Source organism: Streptomyces sp. NPDC042346 (assembly GCF_055581845.1).
The window spans coordinates 273,350-297,554 of sequence record NZ_JBVJEH010000011.1 but is presented as its reverse complement, the minus strand read 5'-3'; the positions used below and the strand labels follow the sequence as shown (position 1 = coordinate 297,554).

Annotated in this window: 24 protein-coding genes; 12 read left to right on the top strand and 12 right to left on the bottom strand. The window is 73.0% G+C overall.

Translation table 11 applies throughout. The annotated features are described in order from the left end of the window. Positions 1-36: 36 nt before the first annotated feature. The 3 genes from ectA to ACZ6K0_RS35055 all read right to left on the bottom strand — a co-directional run bounded on the left by ectA (position 37) and on the right by ACZ6K0_RS35055 (position 2,407). The gene (ectA, locus tag ACZ6K0_RS35065; RefSeq protein ID WP_469230328.1) at positions 37-540 is read right to left on the bottom strand and encodes a diaminobutyrate acetyltransferase; all 504 of its coding nucleotides are present in this window, start codon (positions 538-540) and stop codon (positions 37-39) included. Positions 541-885: 345 nt separating this feature from the next. Then, positions 886-1,689, bottom strand: a complete 804-nt coding sequence (locus ACZ6K0_RS35060; RefSeq protein ID WP_469230330.1) for an endonuclease I family protein — start codon at positions 1,687-1,689, stop codon at positions 886-888. Between the two features lie 253 nt (positions 1,690-1,942). Then, on the bottom strand, positions 1,943-2,407 hold the full coding sequence (locus ACZ6K0_RS35055) for an Lrp/AsnC family transcriptional regulator (protein ID WP_024757018.1): 465 nt from the start codon (positions 2,405-2,407) through the stop codon (positions 1,943-1,945). 136 nt (positions 2,408-2,543) lie between these two features. Between ACZ6K0_RS35055 and ACZ6K0_RS35050 the strand changes: the two genes are divergently transcribed. The 4 genes from ACZ6K0_RS35050 (at position 2,544) to ACZ6K0_RS35035 (ending at position 8,204) form a co-directional block, all read left to right on the top strand. Beyond that, positions 2,544-3,662 (top strand): asparaginase, encoded by a 1,119-nt coding sequence (locus ACZ6K0_RS35050; RefSeq protein ID WP_469230332.1) that lies wholly within the window; start codon positions 2,544-2,546, stop codon positions 3,660-3,662. A 420-nt stretch (positions 3,663-4,082) separates the two neighbouring features. Then, on the top strand, positions 4,083-5,516 hold the full coding sequence (locus ACZ6K0_RS35045) for an aspartate ammonia-lyase (RefSeq protein WP_376404062.1): 1,434 nt from the start codon (positions 4,083-4,085) through the stop codon (positions 5,514-5,516). 164 nt (positions 5,517-5,680) lie between these two features. After that, positions 5,681-6,472, top strand: coding sequence for an aminoglycoside adenylyltransferase family protein (locus ACZ6K0_RS35040; RefSeq protein WP_469230334.1), 792 nt, complete (start codon positions 5,681-5,683; stop codon positions 6,470-6,472). Between the two features lie 82 nt (positions 6,473-6,554). Beyond that, positions 6,555-8,204, top strand: a complete 1,650-nt coding sequence (locus ACZ6K0_RS35035) for a GMC oxidoreductase (protein WP_469230335.1) — start codon at positions 6,555-6,557, stop codon at positions 8,202-8,204. Positions 8,205-8,268: 64 nt separating this feature from the next. Here the strand turns inward: ACZ6K0_RS35035 and ACZ6K0_RS35030 are convergent, their stop codons facing one another. The 3 genes from ACZ6K0_RS35030 to ACZ6K0_RS35020 form a co-directional block, all read right to left on the bottom strand. Next, complete coding sequence (locus ACZ6K0_RS35030; protein ID WP_376404056.1) at positions 8,269-8,757, bottom strand: carboxymuconolactone decarboxylase family protein; 489 nt, start codon at positions 8,755-8,757, stop codon at positions 8,269-8,271. After that, positions 8,754-9,833, bottom strand: coding sequence for an NAD(P)H-dependent amine dehydrogenase family protein (locus ACZ6K0_RS35025; protein ID WP_376404054.1), 1,080 nt, complete (start codon positions 9,831-9,833; stop codon positions 8,754-8,756). The genes ACZ6K0_RS35030 and ACZ6K0_RS35025 overlap by 4 nt, the downstream gene beginning before the upstream one ends. A 91-nt stretch (positions 9,834-9,924) precedes the next feature. Further along, entirely contained in the window at positions 9,925-10,377 is a 453-nt protein-coding gene (locus ACZ6K0_RS35020) for a GNAT family N-acetyltransferase (RefSeq protein WP_469230338.1), read from the bottom strand. A gap of 154 nt (positions 10,378-10,531) precedes the next feature. On the opposite strand from ACZ6K0_RS35020, the gene ACZ6K0_RS35015 reads away from it, so the two are divergent. Next, on the top strand, positions 10,532-11,314 hold the full coding sequence (locus ACZ6K0_RS35015) for a hypothetical protein (protein ID WP_469230340.1): 783 nt from the start codon (positions 10,532-10,534) through the stop codon (positions 11,312-11,314). 106 nt (positions 11,315-11,420) lie between these two features. Here ACZ6K0_RS35015 and ACZ6K0_RS35010 read toward each other — a convergent pair whose 3' ends face one another. Beyond that, positions 11,421-12,797: an NAD(P)/FAD-dependent oxidoreductase gene (locus tag ACZ6K0_RS35010; RefSeq protein WP_376404049.1), complete on the bottom strand. Its 1,377-nt coding sequence runs from the start codon at positions 12,795-12,797 to the stop codon at positions 11,421-11,423. A 58-nt stretch (positions 12,798-12,855) separates the two neighbouring features. Here ACZ6K0_RS35010 and ACZ6K0_RS35005 point away from each other — a divergent pair, with 58 nt between their 5' ends. After that, the gene (locus tag ACZ6K0_RS35005) at positions 12,856-14,436 is read left to right on the top strand and encodes an aspartate-alanine antiporter-like transporter (RefSeq protein WP_469230342.1); all 1,581 of its coding nucleotides are present in this window, start codon (positions 12,856-12,858) and stop codon (positions 14,434-14,436) included. 70 nt (positions 14,437-14,506) lie between these two features. Here ACZ6K0_RS35005 and ACZ6K0_RS35000 read toward each other — a convergent pair whose 3' ends face one another. From ACZ6K0_RS35000 to ACZ6K0_RS34990, 3 genes are all read right to left on the bottom strand, one after another. Further along, positions 14,507-15,691 (bottom strand): YncE family protein, encoded by a 1,185-nt coding sequence (locus ACZ6K0_RS35000; RefSeq protein WP_469230343.1) that lies wholly within the window; start codon positions 15,689-15,691, stop codon positions 14,507-14,509. Between the two features lie 182 nt (positions 15,692-15,873). Further along, a complete protein-coding gene (locus ACZ6K0_RS34995) occupies positions 15,874-16,455 on the bottom strand; it encodes a dienelactone hydrolase family protein (RefSeq protein ID WP_469230344.1) in 582 nt (193 codons plus the stop codon). 112 nt (positions 16,456-16,567) lie between these two features. Beyond that, positions 16,568-16,972 carry a hypothetical protein gene (locus tag ACZ6K0_RS34990; RefSeq protein WP_469230345.1) on the bottom strand — a complete coding sequence of 135 codons (405 nt, stop codon included), beginning with the start codon at positions 16,970-16,972 and terminating at the stop codon, positions 16,568-16,570. A 191-nt stretch (positions 16,973-17,163) separates the two neighbouring features. Between ACZ6K0_RS34990 and ACZ6K0_RS34985 the strand changes: the two genes are divergently transcribed. From ACZ6K0_RS34985 to ACZ6K0_RS34970, 4 genes are all read left to right on the top strand, one after another. After that, the gene (locus tag ACZ6K0_RS34985; protein ID WP_469230347.1) at positions 17,164-18,372 is read left to right on the top strand and encodes an RNA ligase; all 1,209 of its coding nucleotides are present in this window, start codon (positions 17,164-17,166) and stop codon (positions 18,370-18,372) included. 2 nt (positions 18,373-18,374) lie between these two features. Further along, positions 18,375-19,295: a phosphatase domain-containing protein gene (locus tag ACZ6K0_RS34980; RefSeq protein ID WP_469230349.1), complete on the top strand. Its 921-nt coding sequence runs from the start codon at positions 18,375-18,377 to the stop codon at positions 19,293-19,295. Positions 19,296-19,427: 132 nt separating this feature from the next. Beyond that, positions 19,428-20,150 carry a ribonuclease H family protein gene (locus tag ACZ6K0_RS34975; RefSeq protein WP_469230351.1) on the top strand — a complete coding sequence of 241 codons (723 nt, stop codon included), beginning with the start codon at positions 19,428-19,430 and terminating at the stop codon, positions 20,148-20,150. A 286-nt stretch (positions 20,151-20,436) separates the two neighbouring features. Continuing rightward, entirely contained in the window at positions 20,437-21,120 is a 684-nt protein-coding gene (locus tag ACZ6K0_RS34970; RefSeq protein WP_469230353.1) for a GNAT family N-acetyltransferase, read from the top strand. A gap of 190 nt (positions 21,121-21,310) precedes the next feature. Here the strand turns inward: ACZ6K0_RS34970 and ACZ6K0_RS34965 are convergent, their stop codons facing one another. Continuing rightward, positions 21,311-21,742 (bottom strand): cupin domain-containing protein, encoded by a 432-nt coding sequence (locus ACZ6K0_RS34965; RefSeq protein WP_469230355.1) that lies wholly within the window; start codon positions 21,740-21,742, stop codon positions 21,311-21,313. Between the two features lie 111 nt (positions 21,743-21,853). On the opposite strand from ACZ6K0_RS34965, the gene ACZ6K0_RS34960 reads away from it, so the two are divergent. Both ACZ6K0_RS34960 and ACZ6K0_RS34955 read left to right on the top strand, forming a co-directional pair. Beyond that, on the top strand, positions 21,854-22,900 hold the full coding sequence (locus ACZ6K0_RS34960) for an enoyl-CoA hydratase/isomerase family protein (RefSeq protein WP_469230628.1): 1,047 nt from the start codon (positions 21,854-21,856) through the stop codon (positions 22,898-22,900). A gap of 53 nt (positions 22,901-22,953) precedes the next feature. Beyond that, positions 22,954-23,370 (top strand): DUF4345 domain-containing protein, encoded by a 417-nt coding sequence (locus tag ACZ6K0_RS34955; RefSeq protein WP_376404029.1) that lies wholly within the window; start codon positions 22,954-22,956, stop codon positions 23,368-23,370. A gap of 15 nt (positions 23,371-23,385) precedes the next feature. Here the strand turns inward: ACZ6K0_RS34955 and ACZ6K0_RS34950 are convergent, their stop codons facing one another. Next, complete coding sequence (locus ACZ6K0_RS34950; RefSeq protein WP_469230357.1) at positions 23,386-24,054, bottom strand: lysophospholipid acyltransferase family protein; 669 nt, start codon at positions 24,052-24,054, stop codon at positions 23,386-23,388. Positions 24,055-24,205: the final 151 nt, after the last annotated feature.

Sequence of the window (24,205 nt, the reverse complement as noted above, 5' to 3'; positions counted from 1 at the left end):
GTGGGGTTCGGGGTGCACGGGGGCGCGGACGGGGGCTCAGGACACCGGGGCACCGAGGGGGCCGATGCGGTACAGCACCTCGGAGTCGTGTCCCGCCGCGGGGAAGGCGGCCGACGGGAAGAGGACCTCCTGGGTCACGTCCGCGCCGTGCCGGCGCGCGTAGGACCGGAACAGCCGGTCGGACGCCAGGTTCCCCGGGGTGACGGTCGCCTCGACCCGGCTGATGCCGCGGTCGGCGGCCACGCGTGCGGACAGGTCGTCGAGCAGGGACCCGGCCACCCCGCTTCCGCGGTGCGCGTCCTCGACGGCGATCTGCCAGACGAAGAGCGTCTCGGGTGCGTCGGGCCGCAGATAGCCGGTCACGAAACCGATCGGGCGTCCGGAGGCGTCACGGGCGACGGAGGTCGTGTCGGCGAAGTCGCGGCACCACAGCAGATAGCTGTACGGCGAGTTGAGGTCCAGGTCCCCCGAGCCGCGGGCGATCCGCCAGAGCTCGGCGCCGTCCGCGATCGTCGGGGGTGTCGTGCGGGCAGTGGTCATGGGCGCCGAAGCTACCGAGTGGATCTCCGAACTTCCTGGCCCTGGGATCTTGTTCGGGTCCGGTGGAACGTGATAGGTGCACCGACGGTCGCCATGGCCGGAATGCGGGCTTCGGCGTACGGCAAACAGGGGCAGAAGCGGGCAAAATCACCGTTTATAACGAATGGGTAACGGCTCATGGGTGCCCCTCACGGTTGCGCGAAGAGCGTGAGAAGATCTGCGATTTCGCGTTTGAAGGCGCCGGGAGCGGTCAGGCGTAGAGGCCGGTCCCTCGGGACGCGAAGCAGCCGGGCCAGGGGCGATGCGCCCGGCCCGGCTGCGTACGTACGGTCGGTCGTGCTCGATCTACCAGATCGCCTCGACCCACTCGGGGTGGTCGATGAAGGGATTGCGGTTGCCCTGGTAGGTGCCGTAGATGACGTCGTTGCGGCGCTCCTCGAAGGCGCTCGGCGGGTCCTGCTCGTTCCACTGCTTCAGGATCGCGAGCCGGCCGTGGAAGGGGACGCTGCCGTTGGAGGTCGACTCGTTGGGCTCCAGGTCGGCCCAGGCGTCGTCGCCCTCGTAACGGACGGCCATGTAGAGGATCATGCGGGCGACATCGCCCTTGTCGGCGTTGCGCGGCTCGAAGGAGTTGGAGTCCGTGTAGCTGCCGGGGGCGCCGTTGACCGCGCTGCCACCGGTGTCCCAGTCCTTGTTCCCGCGCGTGCTGTTGACCTGGACGTCGCACGCCCGCAGGTGGTGCAGGTCCGTGCCGGGCCCGGCCGAGGTGCCGAAGTTGCCGTGGGACTGCGCCCACACGTGCTCGCGGTTCCAGTCGCCCACGTCGCCGCCGTTGAGGGACTTGCTGCGCGAGACGCCGCTGTAGAGCAGGACCACGTTGCTCGTGTTGTTGGGGTCCTGGTCGGTGACCTTCAGCGCGTTCCAGACGGCGTCGTACGAGATCTTGCTCTGGCTGCTGATGATCGTGTGCAGCGAGGACTTGAGGCTCGTGCCGGTCTTGCCGACCGCGTTCTTGTAGTACGTCGTGTCGTACGCGGTGGTCGTGGCGCTGGCGGGAGTCGCGGTGACCGCGGGGAGCGTGACGCTGAAGAGGGTGGCGGCGACGGCCGCTGCCCACGCCTTCCATCTGCCGATCCGCACAACGGACATGGGGGGCCCTTTCCCGGGGACGGTACGCGCGGGGCGGCGGGGACCGGCTCAAGGGCCCCGCTGTCTACGCGTGTTGACTTCGTGTCATCGGGAGGGTGACACACGTCAGGTACCTGTCATGTAACGAGGAAGAGGCTGTTCCGTGACGTTCTCGCATATGGAGCGACCGGAGGACCCGAAGGCTGCCTCCGTGCCGTGATGTGATGGGACGTGCCCGGTCGCGATCGGCGTACTCGGGCGTACTCGGGTGCGCTCAGGCGCCCCGGACGTCCACGGGCATGCCCTTCGGCTCCTTGATCCGCTTCATGATGATCTGCGAGTTGACCTCGGTGACCCCGGCCAGCGTCGTCAGCCGCTCGATCCACAGCCGCTCGTACGCCGCGAGATCGGCCACCGCGATCCGCAGCAGGCAGCCCGGACTGCCGAACAGGCGGTACGCCTCGATGACGTCCGGCACGTCCTGGAGCGCCTCCTCGAAGGCCTCCACCGTCTCGCGGTCCCGTCGCACCTCCACCGAGACGAGCACCTCGAAGCCCCGCCCGACCGCCTCCGGGTCGATGATCGCCCGGTAGCCCTGGATCACCCCGTCCTGCTCCAGCTGGCGCACCCGGCGCAGACAGGGGGAGGGGCTGAGCCCGACCCGCTGGGCCAGCTCCTGGTTGCTCAGCCGGCCGTCGTTCTGGAGCTCGCGCAAGATATGGAGATCGATTCGGTCCATGGCGCAATTATCTATCACGCACAGCCGCTGGCCGGGCTGAATTGGCAATCGTCTTGCGCGGCCCCTGTCCTATCGTTGCGGATGTAGGGCGCGTAGGTGTGACGCGCACGTCGGTATCGAGTGAGGGCGGGCAGGCATGAAGCGGACGAACGACGGAGGACCGCGCCGGATCGTCGTCATCAGCACCGGCGGCACGATCGCCAGCCGCTGGCAGGGCACGGGCTACGCGGCCGACGCCTCCGGTGACGACGTCCTGGCCACCGCCCCCCTCCCCGAGGGCGTCGGCGTCGAGGTCGTCGACCTCTTCAACGTCAACAGCTCGCGCATGACCTCCGCGCACCAGCTCGCCCTCCTGCGGACCGTCCACGAGACGTTCGCCGACCCCGGCGTCGACGGCATCGTGGTCACCCACGGCACCGACACCCTGGAGGAGACCGCCTTCCTCCTGGACCTCCACCACTCCGACGCCCGCCCGGTCGTCCTCACCGGCGCCCAGCGCCCCTTCGGCACGGGCGACGGCGACGGCCCCGGGAACCTGTACGACGCCCTCCAGGTCGCCGCCTCCGTCCGCGAGCTGGGCGTCCTCGTCGTGTTCGACGGACGGGTCCACGCGGCCCGCGGCACCGTCAAGACCCAGACCCTCGCCGCCGACGCCTTCTCCGACCCCTCCGCCGAGCGTCTCGGCCGCGTCGGCTTCTCCCGCGTCGACGTCGAGCGCCTCCCGGAGCGCCCCGCCCCGCTGCCGCTCCCCGACGCGGCCCTGACCGCGAACCCCGGCGCCACCGCCCCCGGCGTGGCTCCGCTGCCGCGGGTCGACATCGTCACGCACCACGCCGACGGCGACGCGCTCTTCCTCAAGGCGGCCGTGGCCGCCGGTGCCCGGGGCCTCGTCCTCGAAGCGACCGGCGCGGGCAACGCCACCCCCGAGATCGCCGCCGCCGTCGCGGACGCCGTCGCCCAGGGCGTCCTCGTCGCCGTGAGCACCCGCGTCCCCGCGGGACCGCTCGCCGAGATCTACACCGGCGGCGGAGCGGTCGACCTCGTCGCCGCCGGAGCGCTGCTCACCGGCACGCTCCGGGCCGCCCAGGCGCGGATCGCCGTCCTCGCCGCACTCCTCGCCGAGGGGGACGGCAGCCCGGACCCCGCGCGCCGCACCGCGCTCCTGCGCCGTCTCCTGGAGGGACCCGTCCGCGCGGAGCCCGCGCTCGCCACCGGCGGCTCCCGGTCGGCCTCGGCCGTCGCCACACGCGCCTGACCCGGACGGCGACCCGGGGGCCGGACCGCTCGACCGGCGCCCCCGTCCCACCGGCCCCTGACCCGGGCCCCTGAAACCCCGGTTCGCGGGCGGAGTGTTCCCCACCCTCCGCCCGCGAACCGGCGCCAACCTTCCCGCACCCCCTGCCGGCGTACGGCCCCGCGACCGCCCGTCGGGCCGCGGCGGAGCCGTGCCCGCGCGCCGGACCCACGCCACTGCCGGCGGCCGTCACGCCGGCGCGCGCACTCCGGGCAGCCCTCCCGTACTCCGGGCAGCGCTCCCGTACTCCGAGCGGCCCCTCCTCGTACTCAGCGCGGCCCCTCCCGCACGCCGAGCTGCCCGCACCCGTACCCCGTACTCCCAGCGGCCCGTACCCCATACCTCGTACGCCGCTTCCCCCTCCCCGCAAGGACGGCTCCCATGGTTTCCGCACCCGCCCCGCACACCCCTTCCGTCCGCAGCGAGCACGACCTGCTCGGCGACCGGGACGTTCCCGCCGACGCCTACTGGGGCGTGCACACCCTGCGCGCCACCGAGAACTTCGCGATCACCGGCACGCCGATCTCCGTCTACCCCCTGCTCATCGACGCGCTCGCCGCCGTCAAGGAGGCCGCGGCCCGCGCCAACGAGGAGCTCGGCCTGCTCCCCGCCGACAAGGCCGACGCCATCGCCGGTGCCTGCCGGGAGATCAGGTCCGGACACCTCCACGACCAGTTCGTCGTCGACGTGGTCCAGGGCGGCGCCGGCACGTCGACCAACATGAACGCCAACGAGGTCGTCGCCAACCGAGCCCTGGAGCTCCTCGGCCACGCCAAGGGCGACTACGCCCGCCTCCACCCCAACGAGGACGTCAACCTCGGCCAGTCCACCAACGACGTCTACCCGACCGCCATCCGCATCGCGGCGATCGGCGCGGCCCGTGAGCTCCTCGTCGCCATGGCCGTGCTCCAGGACGCCTTCGCCGCCAAGGCCCTGGAGTTCCGCGAGGTCGTCAAGATGGGCCGCACCCAGCTCCAGGACGCGGTGCCCATGACCCTGGGCCAGGAGTTCTCCACGTACGCCGTGATGCTGGAGGAGGACCGCGGGCGCCTCGCCGAGGCCGTCGAGCTCATCCACGAGATCAACCTCGGCGCCACCGCCATCGGCACCGGCCTCAACGCCGCCCCCGGCTACGCGGAGACCGCCCGCCGCAACCTCGCCGACCTGACCGGTCTGCCGCTCGTGACCTCCGCCAACCTCATCGAGGCCACCCAGGACTGCGGCGCCTTCGTCCAGCTCTCCGGGGTCCTCAAGCGCATCGCGGTCAAGCTCTCCAAGACCTGCAACGACCTGCGCCTGCTCTCCTCGGGGCCGCGCGCGGGCCTCGGCGAGATCAACCTGCCGGCGGTCCAGGCGGGTTCGAGCATCATGCCCGGCAAGGTCAACCCGGTGATCCCCGAGGTCGTCAACCAGGTCGCCTTCGAGGTGATCGGCAACGACATCACCATCACCATGGCCGCCGAGGGCGGACAGCTCCAGCTCAACGCCTTCGAGCCCGTCATCTTCCACGCCCTCTCGAAGAGCCTCCTCTCGCTCCGCGCCGCCTGCCTCACCCTCGCCGAGCGGTGCGTCAGCGGCATCACGGCCAACACCGAGGCCCTCCGTGCCGCCGTGGAGAACTCCATCGGCCTCGCCACCGCCCTCAACCCGCACCTCGGCTACACGGCCGCCACGGCCATCGCTCAGGAGGCGCTCGCCACCGGCCGGGGGGTAGCCGAACTCACCCTGGAGAAGGGCCTGCTGCCCGCACACCGGCTCGCCGAACTGCTCACTCCGGAGCGGCTCACCGGCGCCCCCGGTTCGTCACTCGCCTGACCGTCGGGCCGCTCCTCCTCCGGCCTTCCTTCCTCCGGCCGCTCCTGCTCCGGCCTTCCCTGCTCCGGCCTTCCCGTCTCAGGCCGCCCCGTCCTCGGTAGCCCCCCTCCGGCCGCGACGGTACGGTGACGGCCCCGCGCCCGTCGCCCGTCAGGAGCCGCCGCATGCCCGCTCACGCCCACGACGGCGCCGACCACGAGGCCGCCCGCCGTGTCGTGGGGATCGTCCGCGAGACCCTCGGCGGGGACACCGTCCTCGCGGCGTGCCTGCACGGCTCCGCCGTCCTCGGAGGTCTGCGCCCCACCAGCGACGTGGACGTGATCGTCGTCCTGACCCGGCGCACCACGGAGAGGGAGCGCCGCGCCCTCACGGACGCCCTGCTCGCCGTCTCGGGCGAGCGGGCGTACGGCGGGCCCGCCCGGCCCGTCGAACTGAGTCTGGTCGTCCACGCCGACGTGCGCCCCTGGCGCTACCCGCCCGTGTGCGAGTACCTGTACGGGGAATGGCTCCGCGACGACTTCGAGCGCGGTCTCACCCCCGCTCCCGCGCCCTGCCCCGACCTCGCCCCGCTCCTCGCCATGGCCCGAGCCGGGGACCTCTCCCTCCACGGCCCCCGCCCGTCCGTGCTCTTCGAGGCGGTGCCGCGGGCCGATCTGCGGGCCGCGGTCGCCGCGGGCGTACCCGAGCTGCTCGCCGACCTCGACGGCGACACCCGCAACGTGCTGCTGACCCTGGCCCGGATCCTCACCACGCTGCGCACCGGCCGGATCCGTTCGAAGGACGGGGCGGCGGCGTGGGTGCTGGGCGAGCTGCCGGAGGAGTACCGGCCGGTGCTCGCCGCCGCGCGGGACCAGTACCTGGCGGGGGAGTACGGGGACTGGGCGGAGCTGCTGCCCGCGGCGCGGGCCCACGCCGCGTACATGGCGGAGGCGATCAAGAAGGCGTATGCGGCCTGAAGTTACTCGGCAGTTTCTCGTGACTTCCTCGGCGGCCGGTCGTAGAACGTGTTCCCATTCACTCGCGAGTGAGGACGATCACATGAGTGAACACCCCCAGCCCGGCCAGGGAAATCGCCACGTCAGCCGCCGTGGCTTCCTCGCGGGAACAGGTTCTGTTCTCGGCGCCGCCGCCCTCGCCGGCACGATCACGACCCCCGCCCGAGCCGAGGTCCCCGGACTGAACTGCACCCCCATCCCCGACGGATCCCAGGTGCGCGCCATCGTCATCGGCACCGGCTACGGCGGCTCCGTCGCCGCCTTGCGGCTCGCCCGGGCGGGCGTGGACGTGCACATGATCGAGATGGGCATGGCCTGGGACACCCCGGGCCCCGACGGCAAGATCTTCGCCAACACCACCACCCCGGACTACCGTTCCTTCTGGCTGCGCACCCGCACGAAGCAGCCGCTGAACCAGTTCCTCGGCTTCCCGCTCGACAAGGACGTCCCCATCCACACGGGCATCCTCGACGCCGAGGACTTCGCCGGCATCACCGTCTACCAGGGGCGCGGGGTCGGCGGAGGTTCCCTCGTCAACGGCGGCATGGCCGTCACCCCGCTCCGGGAACGCTTCCCGGCGATCCTTCCGACGGTCGACCCGGCCGAGATGTACTCCACCTACTACCCGCGCGCCAACGCGGGCCTGGGCGTCACCTCGGTGGACGTCAACTGGTGGGAGAACGCGGACTGCTACCAGTACGCCCGGGTCGGCCGCAAGCACGCCCAGCGCTCCGGCTTCCCCTTCGTCTTCGTGCCCAACGTCTACGACTGGGACTACATGAAGCAGGAGGCCGCCGGGTCCGTCCAGAAGTCCGCCCTGGCGGGCGAGGTCATCTACGGCAACAACGTCGGCAAGAAGAGCCTCCAGAAGACGTACCTGGCCCAGGCCGCCGCCACCGGCAGGGTGAACGTCTCCCCGCTCCACCGGGTGACCTCCGTCAGCCCCGCCGCCGGAGGCGGCTACACCGTCGTCATCGACCAGATCGACACCACCGGCGCCACCCTCGTCACCAAGACCGTCCGTGCCGACCGGGTCTTCTTCGCCGCCGGCAGCGTCGGCACCAGCAAGCTCCTCACCCGACTCAAGGCGACCGGCGCCCTGCCGTCGCTCAACGAGCACATCGGCAAGGGCTGGGGCGACAACGGCAACGTCATGTGCGGCCGCGCCAACCACATGTGGGACCCGACCGGGAAACTCCAGTCCTCCATGCCCACCGCGGGCATCGACAACTGGGAGGCCGGAGGCGCCTTCGCCGAGGTCGCCCCGCTGCCCACCGGCATCGAGACCTACGCCTCCTTCTACCTCTCCATCACCCGCACCCCGCGCCGCGCCGAGTTCACCTGGAACCCGTCCACCGGCAAGGTCGACCTGAGCTGGGACCGGGCCTGGAAGCAGACGTCCATCGACATGGCCAAGTCCATCTTCGACAAGATCAACAGCAAGGAGGGGACGATCTACCGGACCGACCTCTTCGGCGCCTACAAGATCTGGGGCGACCACCTCACCTACCACCCGCTCGGCGGTGCCGTCCTCGACCGGGCCACGGACAACCACGGGCGCCTGCACGGCTACCAGGGGCTCTACGTGATGGACGGCTCCCTCATCCCCGGGAACACCAGCGTCAACCCGTTCGTCACCATCACCGCCCTCGCCGAGCGCAACATCGAGAACATCATCGCCGAGGACTTCTGACCCGGCGGGTACACGAAGGGGCCGGCCGGTTCGAGAACCGGCCGGCCCCTCCGTGCGCCGGGCCTCACCCCGTCGGCAGCACGCACACCGTGTCGAGACCGAGCACCCGGTTGAGCCGCCCGAAGGCCAGCCACGAGCCCAGGCTCATCGTCAGCTCCACGATCTCCTCCTGGCTGTACCGGGCCGTCATCCGCGCCCAGAACTCCTCGTCCAGGCCGTGGTGGTCCAGCGCGTACCGCTCCGCGTACTCGGCCGCCAGTCGCGTCCGCTCGTCGAAGGCCTCCGAGACCTCCGTCGTCCGCCAGGCCGCGACGACCTCGTCGAAGCCCTCCTCGACCTTCTCGCCGTCCCGGTCGGTACGCCAGTCCAGACAGAACCCGCAGCCGTTGATCTGCGCGATCCGCAGGCGCGCCGCCTCGAACTCGCGCAGCCCCAGGGTCGTATGGGCGTACACCGACAGCGAGAAGTTCGCCGCCGCCGTCCCGATCTCCGGGACCATGTCGCCCCACACGTACCCGATCGGCTCCTGGCCCTCGGGAATGTCGATGATCACCGCGGTCTCCTTCCGAGTTTGCCGACCGCCGGCCTCAGCGGTACGTCCAATGCGTCGTACAGTCCCGGCTCCGCCGCCACCAGCCAGTCGATCGCGCCGACGAGCCGGCCCACGGCGGTGGCGTTGCCGCCCGCCGAGCGGTTCTCGCCCTCGTCGGTCGCCGCCACCGTCACCTCGATCCGCGGGCTGCCCTCGACGATCACCCGGTGCGCGCCCGCCCCGTCCGGGGGCACCGGCCAGTCCGGCGCGCACGAGGGGTGGATGCGGGTGACGTGCTCGATGACGATCCGGGGCTCGCCGTCGACGATGCCCTGCACCTCGAAGCGGATCGCGCCCTGCGTCCCCGCCTCGAAGACGCCCATCGTCCGCGTCTTCACGGTGGTCTCCAGCGGCCGCCGCTCCATCGTCTCGCGGATCTCGTCGAGCTCGGCCCCCAGCGCGCGGGCCATCAGCCGCACCTGCCCGCCCCAGATCATGGTCGGGACCGAGGGCCACAGCATCGGCGGCTCGTACTCCATCGGCCGCCCCATCCCGACCAGCTCCCGGACCGACTCCTCCTGCTCGTACGTCGAGTAGTCGAAGATCTCCTGGCAGCGGATCGCGTCCACCGTGGCGCCGAGCCCGCTCACGAGCAGCGGCAGCACGTCGTTGCCCCAGCCCGGGTCCACGCCCGACACGAAGAGCGAACCGCCGCCCTCGGCGACCGCAGCGAGCACCGGATCGCGGAACTCCGGCGGCGCGTTGCGCTGGTCGTACAGCGGGTACAGCGCGGGCGTGACCACCACCGCGCCCGCCGCCACCGCCCGTGCCACGTCGGCGAGCGCCCCGTCGGGCCGGGTGTCGCCCGAGGCCGCGTACACCACCGCCCCCGGCCGCCCGCCGAGCACCGCGCCGACGTCGTCGTCGGCCACCACCCCGAGGTCGCACCCGAGCCCCGCGAGCCGGCCCGCGTCGCGGCCGACCTTCGCCGGGTCGGACACGAGGACGGCCGCGAGTTCGAGACCCGGGTGGGCGTCCACGGCACGGATGGCCGCGCGCCCGACATTTCCGGTACCCCACACCACTGTCCGAATCATGCGCGGAGGGTAGCGTCGGGCCGCGAAGGTTCCCATACCCGCGACGAGATGATCTGACGATTCGTCAGATAGCGGTCGGGGAGCGGGGACTTCAGGCCAGCCGGAGCGCCACGAACGGCACCGTGTCGCCCGGCAGGACGTACCGCTCCACCTCCACGAAGCCGCGCGCCAGGGCGAACCGCAGCCCCTCCTCGTTCGAGGCGAGGACCACCGTCTCGACCCCCTCGTCGCTCAGCGTCCGCGCGTGCGCGAGCCCCCGCTCGTACAGCGCCGTCCCGAACCCCCGCCCCCGGAAGGCGGGCAGGGTCCGCGCGATGACGGTCGCGGCCGTCGTCTCCTCGTCCGGCGGCCGGACCGTCGAACAGCCCACCACGACGTCCCCGAGGTACGCGACGTCCAGCCGGTTCCGGCCCGCCCGCTCCCGTACCTCGTCGAGGGAGAGGACGGCCGTGGGGATGATCGTGTTGTGGACGGCCCGCCAGTCCGCGAGCTGGGCCTCGCTCCCCGCCCGTTCGATGCGCAGACCGTCATGAAGATCGTTCATTCGGGCAGGAAACCGCGCCCGGCGCGACCGGTCAACGGTTTTCTCCTCGGGGCGGGGGAGTACTCCGTACGGGTGGGGGCGCGGGCCCGGCGACAGCCCCGACCGCCGAACGGGTACGGATCGCTGCATTGCCCCCGGCCAGGAGGATGCCCCCATGCCCGTCCGCAAGGGCGCCCCCGCGCTGCTGAGCGCCGCCACACTGTGCGCGGCCCTGCTGTCCACGGGCTGCGCGCCCGCCGCCCCGCCCGCCCCCGCGCCGTCCACTCCCAAGCCCCCGGCGGCAGCGCCCGCACCCACCGCCGGTGACGCCCGCCCCGACCGCGCGCCCGGGACCCCCGCACGCGCGCCCGGGATCCCCGGCCTCGGCCCGGACACCCTGGCCCGGATCCCCGACGGCACCTCGCAGGCCTTCGTGGTCAGCGGGGCCACCGTGGACAGCAGCACGGCGACGGCCGTGCTCTACGAGCGGAACGCGGCGGGCCGGTGGACCGAGGCCGCCGGTCCGTGGCCCGCCCACAACGGGCTCGCCGGCTGGACCGCCGACCACGACGCGGGGGACCTGCGCACCCCGATCGGCGTGTTCCGGCTCGGCGACGCGGGCGGGCGGCTTCCCGACCCGGGTGCCCGCCTCCCGTACGACCAGGACGAGGAGTTCGCCATCAGCGGCACCGGCTTCTCCGGCGAGTCCCTCGAAGGCTCCTTCGACCACGTCATCGCCATCGACTACAACCGCGTGCCCGGCCGCACCCCCCTCGACAAGGAGCGTCCGCTCGGCGCCGAGAAGGGGGGCGGCGTCTGGATCCACGTCGACCACGGCGGCCCCACCCAGGCGTGCATCGCCCTGGAGCGCGGCCCGCTCCGCGACCTCCTGGTCGCCCTCGACCCGGCCCGCGAACCCGTCGTCGTCATGGGCCCGGCCCCCGACCTCGCGCGCTGAGGGCGACCTCGGGCGCGCGAGGCGAGGGCCGGCCGGTCCGATGGCAGGCCGGGCCGGCGTGTCGGCCGGGCCGGGAGGCCCGGAGGGGGGCAGCCGGTCGGGCGCGTCAGCCGGCCCCGACCGCCCCGCCGCGGAACGAGGCCGTGTGGAGCCGTACCTGCTCCGGCGTCAGATAGACGTCCGCGTACTCGAAGTCCCGCAGCGTCCCCGCCTTCGACGCGAGGAACCCGGTCCGTACGAAGTCGTCCCCGGCGGCGGCGTTGAGGAGCCAGTTCGTCATGACCCGGGTCTTGGCCACGTTCGTCCGCAGCGCGGACCAGTGATAGGCGCGGGCCACGGCCTGCGCCGGCATCCCGTGCAGCTCCACGCCGAGCGGCTTCGACACCCCGTCCATCCCGCCGAGGTCGACCACGAGCCCCAGGTCCTTGTGGACGTACGGGTGGGTCTTCTCGCCGCGCAGCGTCGCCACCACGTTGTCGGCGAGCGCCTTGCCCTGCCGCATCGCGTGCTGCGCGGTCGGCGGGCAGACCGCCCCCTCCTCGCCCTTGGCGAGATCGGGCACCGCCGCCGCGTCGCCGAGCCCCCACACCCCGTCGAGGCCCGGTACGGCCATGTCGGGGGAGACGACGAGCCGCCCCCGGAGGGTGTCCACGCCCAGCGTGCCGATCAGCGGGCTCGCCGCCACCCCGGCCGTCCAGATCAGCGTCCGGCTGGGCAGGACGCGCCCGTCCGTGAGGGTCACCGCCTCCTCGTCGACCGAGGCCACCGACACGCCGAGCGACACCTCGATGCCCCGGCGGGTCAGGATGTCCATCGCGGCGCCGCCCAGCTTGTCGCCCAGCTCGGGCATGAGCTTCGGTGCGATGTCCACCAGATGCCACTTGATCAGCCGCGGATCGATCCGCGGATACCGCTTGACCGCGTTGTGGGTGAGGAGCTGGAGACAGGCCGCCGTCTCCGTCCCCGCGTAGCCGCCGCCGACCACCACGAACCGCAGCCGCGCGGCCCGCTCGGCCTCGTCGTTGCTCGCGTCCGCGAGGTCCAGCTGGGCGATGACGTGGTCCCGGATGTACACCGCCTCCGCGAGCGTCTTCATGCCGCGCGCGTGCTCGGCGAGCCCCGGGATGTCGAAGCTGCGGGTCACGCTGCCGGGCGCGAGGACGAGATGGTCGTACGGCTCCGTGACGTACTCGCCGGAGATCGTCCGCACCACGCAGACCTTCGCCGCCGTGTCCACGCCGACCGCCCCGCCCGGGACGATCCGTGTCCGGTGCCGCTCGCTGCGCCGCAACGACAGCGCGACCGACTGCGGGGTGAGCACACCCGAAGCCACCTGGGGGAGCAGCGGCAGGTACAGCTGGTACGAGAACGGCGACAGGAGCGTGATCAGCGCCTCCCGGTCCGTGAGCCGCCGTTCGAGCCGCCGCACGCAGGCCACTCCGGCGAATCCGGCGCCCACCACGAGAATCCTCGGTCGAGTCACGCTGTCCGCCCTTTCGTATGAGCGTGCAAAATGCCCTCGGATATGACTGGGTAAGCCCATGTGGCAATTTTTCGCTGACTATCCGTGGTTCACCCTTTTTATCGTCATTGCGGCTGGATCGCTCTTCGGCATGGTCCGCTTCGGTCCGGTCAAGCTGGGTGCCGCGGGTGTCCTCTTCGTCGGACTTCTGCTCGGCGCGCTCGACCCCGACATCGGCCCGGCCGTCCCCGCCGGCCTCTCCGTCCTCGGCCTCGCGCTGTACGTGTACACCGTCGGTCTCGAAGCGGGACCGGCCTTCTTCCGCGAACTCCGGCCCCAGTTGGCCGTGATGCTCGGCGCCGTCGCCGCGCTCGTCGTCACCGCCCTCGCCGTCGGCTTCCTCGGCAGCACCGTCTTCGGCATCGACGGTCCCTACCTGGCGGGCGGGTACGCGGGCATCGGCACCACCACCCCCGGCCTCGCCGCCGCCCAGGCCGCCTCCGCCGACCCGGCCCAGGCCGCCACCGGATACGCCATCGGCTACCCCCTCGCCGTCGTCCTCACGATCCTCTTCGTCGCGGCGATCGCCGCCGTCCGGAGCTGGTCCGCCCGCCGCGACCCCGGCGCCGGACTCCCCAGGGAGCTCGTCACCCGCACCGTCGACGTGACCCGCCCCGTCCGCTGGGCCGACGTCCCCGGTACCGCCGAAGGGCTGCTCCTCGCCAGCGTCCACCGGCCCGCGGAGGGCACGCCCCGGGTCGCCCGCGACCTCGACGCCCTCGCCCCCGGCGACCAGGTCGTCCTCGTCGGCGGCCCCGAGGCGGTCGCCGCCGGCGTCGCCGCGCTCGGCGTCCAGGCCCCCGCCCACCTCCTCGACCGGCGCGACGTCGTCGACTACCGCCGGATCCTCCTCACCAACCCCGACCTCGCCGCCCGCACCGTCGCCGAACTCGGCCTCGGCGACCGGTACGGGGCCAAGGCCACCCGCGTCCGCCGCGGCGACCAGGACCTCCTCGCCCACGACGACCTGCTGCTCCAGCTCGACGACCGGGTCCGCGTCGTCATGCCCCGCGAACGCACCGCGGAGGTGACGGGCTTCCTCGGCGACACCGAGGCGAAGGTCAGCGAGGTCAGCGCCGTCAGCATGGGCCTCGGACTCGCCGCCGGCTTCCTCATCGGCATCCCGAAACTCACGATCGGCTCCACCGTGCTGTCCCTCGGCACGGCCGCCGGGCCCCTCGTCATGGCCATGGTCCTCGGCAGGCTGCGGCGGACCGGCCCCCTGGTGTGGGTGCTGCCGACCCGCGCCAACCTGACGCTCCGGCAGATCGGCCTGCTGATCTTCCTCGCCTGCGTCGGCCTCACCTCCGGCTACGCCTTCCGCCGCGAGGCCTTCTCCCTCTTCGGCCTGAAGCTCCTCACCGTGCTGCTCGTCAGCGCGGTGCTGAGTTACGCCCTCATGGTCCTCGTCGCCCGGCTGCTCGGCCAGAGCCGGCCCCGCACGATGGGGCTCCTCGCCGGCTACGTCGGCAACCCCGCCATCACCGCGTACGCCAACAGCAGGGTCTCCGACAGCCGGGTCAACACCGGCTACGCGACGCTCTTCGCCCTCGCCATCCTCGTCAAGATCATCTGCATCCAGCTGATCGTGGGACTCTGACCCGCGTCGGGACCGGCCTCGGGACCCGCGGCGAGACCCGCGCCGGGACCGTCTCCGGGCGCCGGGACGGTCAGAGGACCACGATCCCCAGCGGCCGCGAGCCCGCGGGGAGACGCCGGGTGTCACCCGAGTCGAGGTCGACGACGGTCAGCCCGTCCCAGTAACCGTCCCGGGTGAACCCGCCGGTCACATAGGCTGTGCGCCCGTCCCGGGACACGGCCACACTCTCGTGCGGCCCCTCCAGCGGATAGACCCGCTCGGCCCCGCCGGGCGTCCGCACGGTGAGCGAGGGCCCCTCGTCCACGTCCGGGTCGATCGGCCCCGTGCCGACCGTCAGGAGCGTCCCGTCGGCGGTCACGGTGGCACCGTGCTGGTGCGTGTTCGCCGTCATCGGCTCGATCGTCGTCCGGCCCGTCCGGGGATCGACGACGGCGAGCCGCTCGCCCTCGAAGGGCAGCAGCAGCCTGCCGTCGGAGGGCCGCACGGCCGCGTAGTGCGGCTTGAGCCAGGAGCCCAGCCCGCCCTCCGTCCCGTACGGGGCGACCTCCACGCGCCGCGGGCTCAGCGAGCCCGCCGCGACGACCGTGACGTCGAAGGAGTCGTGGTTCGTCACGTACACCTCGGCGCCGTCCCGCGACACGTCCACGTCGAAGGGGCGCCGCCCCACCGGCACCGTGTCCGTGAACCGCAGGGTCGCCGTGTCGAGGACCTCCAGCGTCCCGTTCCCACCGGGCACGTTGACCCCGACATACACCCGCCGGCCCTCCGGCGCGAGCGCGATGCCCATGCCGCCGCCCCGGTACTCGCCCGTGGTCGCGGGCCCGCTGTCCGTCCGGTACGGGACGAGGGCCAGCCGCTCCCGGCGGACCGTGTCCACGACCGCCACCCCCTCGGCCGTCGCCACCCAGGCCCGCCCGTCGGCACCGAGGACGACGCCGTACGGCGCCGTGCCGACCTTCACGGAGCCCGTGGCACCGCGCTCGGGGTCCACGAAGGTGACGGTGTCGGAGCCGAAGTCGGTCACGAGCAGCGTGCCGGGGGCGGCCTTGGCGGAGGCGTCGGGAAGGGCCGAGGCGCCGGACGGAGTCGGTGTGCCGGTGACGGCCGGACCGGCGGAGGGCGAGGCGCTCTCTGTCGCGCCCGAGGCGTTCGCGGCCCCGTCCGCCCCCTGGCCGCAGCCAGCGAGCAGGGCGACGGCCACCGCGCCGGGCACGAGGACCCGGGCGGAACGGGACGCACGGCGGAACTTCGTCATGTCGGACTCCTCGGTACGGGACGCACGCGGACGGCACCGCCCGGAAGCGGTCTCCGCGCCTGCCCCGATCGTCCGCCCGCCCCGGGTCCGCTACGGTCCGCCGCCCGGCCCCGGGCCGACGGCCGATCGGTCGACCCCGGGGTCGACCGATCGGCTGACCCGATCTCGACCCCGACCCCGCCTTACGCGGTGAGACCGCCCAGGAACCCGAGGACCCGCTCGACACAAAGGCCGGTCGCCTCCGGTACGTACGACTCCGCACCGCGCTCCGCGAACAGGTGCGCGCTTCCGGGGTACAGGAACAGCTCGCGGTCCCCGGCGTCCGCGACCAGCTCGCGCGCCGCCTCCAGGTCCCCGTCCCCGACGAAGAACGGGTCCGCGTCCATCGCGTGCACCTGCGCGGGGACGCCGTCCGGCCAGGCCGGGCCGAACGCGCTCACCGGCACACAGGCGCTGAACAGCAGCGCGCCGCGAGCGCCCGGCCGGGTCTGCGCCAGCTTCTGTGCGGGCAGCACGCCGAGCGAGAACCCGGCGTACACCAGTCCCGCCGGAAGACCCTCGGCCGCCTTCTCGCCGCGCTCCGTGAGGGCGTCGAACCCGACCTCCTGGGCGTACGCGGCCCCGGCCTCCAGGTCGTCGAACGTCCGCCCTTCGTACAGGTCGGGCACGTGCACCGTGTGCCCGGCCCGTCGGAGCTCGCCGGCGAACGCGGCGACCCCCTCCGTCAGCCCGAGCACGTGGTGGAAGAGCAGAACCTCGGCCATGTCGTCATCCCCTGATCGCGGTACGAGGCCCGTCCGATCGCGGCACGGGACTGTTGGGAGACAGAGTGACGCACGGCACTGACAACGCCCCGATGACAGGGGCGGACACTCCCTAGCGCATCGGCCGGTGCGGAACGACGGCGCCGCTCGCCTGCACCATGGCGGCACCCTGAGCCATCGCGGCGCCCTGACCCATCGGACTCCCCGGCCCCATCGGACCGCCCTGGCCCATGGGACCGTTCTGCCCCATCGGGCCGCCCTGGCCCATAGGACCGCCCTGGCCCATCGGACCGTTCTGAGCCATCGCACCCGGGTGCCCGGCGACGGCCATCTGCGCCCCGACACCGGCGTGCGCGACGCCACCCTGCGGACCCGGAACGCCCTGCGGCGGCAGCTGGATCACCCGGCTGAGGTCCCGCAGCACCTCCTCGGCGACCTGTCGGACGTCGGCCGGAACATCCCCTCGCTCCCGTATGAGCTCGGCGTAGATCGGTGCCGTGCCGTCCGCGTGGTTCATGGGGCTCGCTTCCTTCGACTGCGCCGGTTCCGTCACCGGCGGGGCGACGGCGAGTCTACGGGGCACCACCGACACGCCCGGGCTCGGGGAGCCGCCCGCCCTGCCCGATCCCGGACCCCGCCGGGGATATTCGCTGTCCTTCGGGCCCGCCCGCCCCGAGAATGGATCATCAGACCAATGGGAGGGACCCCATGAGCCAGGAGACCCTGACTCTGCACGACCTGATGGCGCCCGAGGAGCTCGACGAAGCCCTCGCGGCCGGGCACATCGCCCGCAAGAGCCACCCCGAGCTGCCGCTGTCGATCTACACGTACACCCGTGCGTGCCAGTACGAACAGCGCTGGAACCGGGCCACCACCCGCTGCCGAGGTCTCGTCGCCGACGACACCACCGGGCGGATCGTCGCGCTGCCCCTCCCCAAGTTCTTCAACCTCTCCGAGCACGCCTCGGGCCGCCCCTACGCGCCGCCGCTGCCCGACGAGTCCTTCGAGGTGTACGACAAGGTCGACGGCAGCCTCGCCGTCGTCTTCCACTACGCCGGCCGCTGGCGCGCCGCCTCCAAGGGCTCCTTCACCAGCACCCAGGCCACCTGGGCGCAGCGCCGCCTGGACGCCGCCGACACCACGGGCCTGACGCCCGGTGTGACGTACCTCGCCGAGATCCTCTACCCGCAGAACCGCATCGTCGTGAACTACGGCGACCGGCGCGACCTCGTCCTGCTCGCCGCCTTCGGCCCGGACGGCACCGAGACGCCCCTGGCGGAGGCCGCGGGCCCCTGGGGCCCCATCGGGTCCGTCGTCCGCGTCTGGCCCGCGATGACCGTCGCCGAGCTGGTCGCCCTGACCGAGTCCAACACGCTCCCGGGCGGCGCCGCCGCCACCGGCACCGACGCCGAGGGCTTCGTGCTCCGCTTCGCCTCCGGCGTGCGCGCCAAGGCCAAGCTCGCCGAGTACGTACGCCTCCACAAGGTGCTCACCGGCGTCACCGAGCGGGACATCTGGCGCGGTCACGGCATCCAGCGCTTCGCCGCCGTGCCCGCGGACCGGCTGGCCAAGGGCCTCGGCTGCGCCGTCGCCGAGGTCGAGGCCTCCGGCGGCAAGCCGCTCGACGCCCTCCTGGAGCAGGTCCCCGACGAGTTCGACGCGTGGGTACACGAGGTGATCGCCGGCCTCGAAGCGGCCGCCGCCCGCCGCGAGCAGGCCCTCGACGAGGCGTACGCGCGCCTCGCCCACCTCGCGGGCGACCGCGCCGCCTTCGCCCGCGCCGCCGCCGACGAGCCCGACCGCGCCCTGCGCGCCCTGCTCTTCCTGCGCCTCGACGGGCGCCCCACCGACCTCCTCGTCTGGCGCCAGCTGCGCCCCGAGGCCTCCGACCCCTTCACGCACGACGAGGAGAACTGACCGTGCCTGTCGTCCACGTCATGACCGGCCTCCCGGCCTCCGGGAAGACGACGGCCGCCCGCGCCCTCCAGGCCGCCGCCGAGGGGCGCGTACGCCGCGTCAACCTCGACGACCTCCGGACCATGCTCGACGTGCCCGCCCCCGAGCGCGGCCGTTCGCACGCCCATGAGCGGACCGTCCTCGACATCCAGGACGCCGCCGTCCGGGCCGCCGTCGACGACGGGTTCGACGTCGTCGTCGACAACACCCACCTGACCCCGCACATCCCCAAGAGGCTCAAGGCCGCCGTCGTGGGCAGGCCCGTGACCTTCGTCGTCCACGACTTCACCGACGTACCCGCCGACGAGTGCGTCCGCCGGGACGCGGCCCGCGAGCGGCCCGTCGGCGAGGAGATCATCCGGATCCTCGCCGACAAGCACGCCAAGGCCACGCGCGGCGGCTGGCGCCTCACGCCGGAGTGGCTCGGCGGCGGGTCCGATCCGGGTACGCCGTACGTCCCCGACCCGGCCCTCCCGTCGGCCGTCATGTGCGACATCGACGGCACCCTCGCGCTGCGCGGCGACCGCGGCCCGTTCGATTTCAAGCGCTGCGACCTCGATCTGCTCAACGTCTCCGTACGCGACGCCCTGCGTGCCTTCCGGAAGGCGGAGAGCGACCGGATCGTCCTGCTGTCGGGCCGCAGCGAGGACGACCGGGTGATGACCGAGGAGTGGCTCGCGCGCCACGGCGTGCCCTACGACGAGCTGTGGATGCGGGCCTCCGGCGACGGCCGTGGCGACGACCTCGTGAAGGCGGAGCTGTTCGACGCCCACGTACGCCACCGCTACGCCGTCCGCGTCTCCCTGGACGACCGTGACCGCGTCGTCGCCCTGTGGCGCCGCATGGGCCTGCCCACCTGGCAGGTCAACTACGGCAACTTCTGACCGGCGGCGCCGACCGGCAACTTCCGACCGGCGGCGCTGAGCGGCAGCTCTGACCGGCTCGTCCTGACCGGCAGCTCCTGACCGCGGCGGGGGTGGGGCCGCCCACCCCCGCCGCCGTGTCAGGATCGTGGGATGGTGAAGAAGATCATCGCGGCGTGCGACGGCGCGTCCAAGGGAAACCCCGGCCCCGCGGCCTGGGCATGGGTCATCGGCCGAGCCGACGGATCGGTCGACCGCTGGGAGGCCGGCCCCCTCGGCAGGGCGACGAACAACGTCGCCGAACTCACGGCCCTGGAGAGACTGCTCGAAACCCTCGACCCGGCCGTGCCCGCCGAGGTCCGCATGGACTCGCAGTACGCCATGAAGGCCGTCACGACCTGGCTCCCCGGCTGGCGGCGCAAGGGCTGGAAGACGGCAGCGGGCACCCCCGTCGCCAACAAGGACCTCGTCGTCCGCATCGACGCCCTGCTCACCGGCCGGGACGTCGATTTCGTCTACGTCCCGGCGCACCAGGTCGACGGAGACCCCCTGAACGACGCTGCCGACCGCGCGGCCAGCCACAGCGCCCGCACGCAGGAGCCCCTCGGCTCCGACGCCGGCACCCCGCTGCCGCCGCCCGAACCCGCGACACGCGCCTCCGCGCCCCGTACGCGCTCCTCCGCGCCCTCCGGGTCGTCCCGGTCGACCGGATCGTCCCCGGCCCGATCCGCCTCGTCCTCCGCCGGCGGGAGTCGCCCGAACGGCGGCACGCTCAAGGCCCGATTCTCCGGCCGCTGCCGCTGCGGCAAGGCGTACGACAAGGGCGAGACCATCGCGAAGAACGCCGACGGCTGGGGCCATCCCACCTGCGTCTGAGCGCGATCGGCGTCCGGCTGGCGGGAGGCTCCGTCCGTCCTGTGAGACCGGCGAACCCGGGTGTCCGAGAGGCTTCACCCACGCGTGTATCCGGGTTCGTTCCGGGTTCTGTTCTCCGAGCGTTTGTGGCTGCATACTGTCCTCCTCGCACCGGTGACGAACCGTTTTACCTGCTCGTTTGTCGCTCTCTTGACGTGATCGGCACCCAGCGAGAACCTCCCTCCTGCTGCCGCCGCGGCCCACCCGCGGCGGGAGCTTTCCCTGCCCGTGAAAGACCCGAGGTTCCGTGCCAGTACCTGTTCTCCTGACCGGGCGCACCGTGCGCCTGGAGCCGCTGGCGATGCGGCACGCCGAAGCCCTCGCCCGGGCCGGCGGGGCGGACCGATCGGCCTACGCCTTCACCCCCGTACCCGACGGCCTGGAATCGGCCCTCGACTACATCGCCCGCGCCCTCGCGGATCAGGCGGCGGGCCGGTGCCTGCCCCTCGCCGTGGTCAGTACCGCCGACGAACGCGTCATCGGCTCGACCCGCTTCCTCGAACTCGACTACTGGCGGGGCCCTCTGATCTGGCCCCCCGTTCCCGGCCTGCCCCATGGCGATCCCCTGACCGCCATCCCGGACGCGGCCGAGATCGGGAACACCTGGATCGCCGGCGACGCCCGGGGTACCGGCATCAATACCGAGGCCAAGTACCTGATGCTGCGGCACGCCTTCGAAACCTGGGGCGTCCGCCGCATCACGATGCGTGCCGACGCCCGCAACACCCGCTCCCGGATCGCGATCGAACGGCTCGGCGCCACCTGTGAAGGTGTCCGCAGGGCCCACTCCCGCGGCCTCGACGGCGCGGTCCGCGACACGGCCTTCTACTCGATCCTGGACGAGGAGTGGCCCACGGTCCGCGACATCGTCGAGCTCCGCTTGGCGACCCCCCGCCAGGTGCGCGTCCCCCAGGACCTGCTCCCGGCCTGATTCCGCCCGGTCTCCGGAAGGACCCGCTCCGACGGGCGCTCGCGCCCTCACCGGAGCGGTGGTTCCATGGAAGGGACGGGAAGGACTCGCCATCGAGGACGCGGGGTAGCGGTCGATCGATGACCGTGCACCGTGCAATCAGGATCCGCGAGAAGCGGATGAGTCCTTCCCGCCCTCATTCCAGGCGTGCTCAGCCCGCCCCGACGGGCAGCGGCCCCAGCCGCGACTCCAGCCAGACCGGCAGGTCCAGGAGGCGTACCCCCTCCTGCTCGTCCGGGTCGGTCCGCGCGACCAGGCACACCATGTCCTGGTCGCCGCTGTTCACCGGCAGGTGCGGGGTGTCCGCCGGGATGTGGAGGTAGTCGCCCGCCGCGAGCACGACGTGCTCGGCCAGCCCCGGCCCGTGCCAGACCTCGACCTGCCCGGACTCGATGTAGATGGCCGATTCATGCCCCTCGTGCAGATGCGGCCGGCCCCGCGTCCCCGCCGCCATCACCAGCCGGTGCAGACACAGCCGCTCCGCCCCCGTCGACTGCGCGCTGACGCCGGCACCGAACACACCCCCCTGGACACCCTCGTACGATCCGGTCCGGACCACCGTGCACTGTCTCTGATCTGCCATGCCCGCAGTAGAACAGCCCGCCCCCGGTGTTCGATCAGATCGAGCCGAACCCCGCGCGGGACCGGTACGGTGACCGGGAAACGAGCAGCCGAGGGAAAGGGCCGAGTGATCGTGCCGACCGGAACGCCCGACGTACTCCTCCGGACGGAGGGCCGGGCCGGGTTCATCACCCTGAACCGCCCCCGCGCCATCAACGCGCTCACCCACACCATGGTCCTCGCCGTCGACCGGGCCCTCACCGCCTGGGAACACGACCCGGCCGTCACCACCGTCGTCATCGAAGGCGCGGGGGAGCGGGGCCTCTGCGCGGGCGGCGACATCCGCGCCATCCACGACGACGCCCGCGCGGGCGGCACGGCCTCCGAGGCCTTCTGGCGGGACGAGTACCGGCTCAACGCCCGCATCGCCCGCTACCCGAAGCCGTACGTCGCCTTCATGGACGGCATCGTCATGGGCGGCGGCGTGGGCGTCTCCGCGCACGGCTCCGTCCGGGTCGTCACCGAGCGCTCGCGGGTGGCCATGCCGGAGACCGGCATCGGCTTCGTCCCGGACGTCGGCGGTACGTACCTCCTCGGCCGCGCCCCCGGCGAACTCGGCACTCACCTCGCCCTCACCGGCGGCCACGTCGGCGCCGCCGACGCCCTCCTCGCCGGCCTCGCCGACCACGTCGTGCCCTCCGCCGAACTCCCCGCCCTGGCCCGGGACCTGACCCGCCTGCCCGCCGACGAGGCCGTGTCGCGGCACACGGTGACGCCCCCGCCGGGCGTCCTGGCCGAACAGCGGGAGTGGATCGACGCCTGCTACCGAGCCGAGACCGTCGAGGCGATCGTCGAGCGGCTCTTCGACACCGGCGTCCCGGCCGCCAAGGAGGCGGCCACCACCCTCCTCGCGAAGTCCCCGACCGCGCTCAAGGCCACCTTGGCCACGCTCCGCCGCTCCCGCGCGCTCACGACCCTCGAAGAGGTCCTGGACCTGGAGTTCCGTATCTCCTGCGCGGCGCTGACCACCCCCGACCTCGTCGAGGGCATCCGCGCCCAGGTCGTCGACAAGGACCGCGACCCCCACTGGACCCCGCCGACCCTCCCCGAGGTCACGGACGCGGACCTGGTGCGCTTCTTCGCACCCCCGCCCGGCGGCGACCTCGGCCTGCACCCGTAGGCTGAAGATCACGCGTCCGTCGAACGGACGCCTTCCGAACGGGGGTTGGGAACATGACCAAGGCCAAGGTGCTGCGAGGGCTCGTCCTGGTGATGGGCTACGCCTGCGTGGCGATCGGGATCCTCCACGTCCTCCTCGGCAACGCCTCGGTGCCGGGCGCCGAGTCGGCCGGCCCGACCATGGACAACCTGGGCCGCTTCCTCGGCGCGACCTTCGCCGGGTACGGCCTCGCCTGGCTGTGGGCGGCCCGGCAGCGGCCGATCCCCGCCACGATCGTCCGCTGGCTCACCGCCGTGTTCCTGCTGGGCGCTCTCGGACGCGTTCTCTCGCTCGTCACGGAGGGCCGGCCCCACGGGTTCCAACTGGTGCTCGCCGCGGTCGAATTCGTCCTCTCCCCGCTGCTTTTCTGGCTGGCGGACGCGGAGGAGAAGGCGAGCCCGGCGCCGCGCGCCCAGGCCGAGACCGCCTGACGCACGGCGCACGCGTCAGTCCCGGCGCAGGGCGGCCGGCTCGCCCAGCGCCCCGGCCGCCGTCCGCCAGGCCTCGGTGACGGCGCCGTGGGCCAGGGCGGTCGCCGCGGCCACGTCCTCCGGCAGCCGGAGCGGCGCACCGATGTGGACGTGCAGGCCGGGCCTGCGCACGGGCGCCGTGAGGACCCCGGCGAGCTGCTTCGTCCGCCCGCCGGAGGTGATCCGGCGGGCACCGGCCTGTCCGATCGGGACGACCGGCGCCCCCGTCGCCCGCGCCAGCCGCGCGAGCCCGGTCCGGAACAGCTCCGGCGGGTTCTCCGCGGCGTCCCTGCGGGGCGGGATGCGGCCCTCCGCGTACAGCATCACGTGCCGACCCGAGGCGAGCGCGACCGCCGCGTGGTCCAGGGCGGCGGCGGCCCGCGCCGAGTTCCGGTGGACGGGCACGTGACCCTCGCGGGCCAGCGCCCGGCCGAGCAACGGGACCCGCCACAGACCCGCGGCGGCCAGCAGGACGGGCTCGACGGCCAGCTGCCCGCGCAGCGCGGCGAGCACGAGCGCCGGGTCGGCCAGCGACGTGTGGTTGACGACGAGGATGCTGCCGGGTTCGAGACGCGCCCCGGGGTCGGTGGTGACGGTGAGCCGCCCGAAGAACGGGACGAGGTTGGCTGCGATACGGCTGAGCACGGGCGGGCCCCCTGGATCCGAGGACGAAGCGGTGACACGACCATCGTCCCGGGGCTCCGCGGCGCGGACATGAGCACGCGTACTCATCCGTCGTGCGCACGGGTACCCCGTGGCCGGAGCCGGTGGCCGGAGCGTCTCCCGCCCGGTCTAC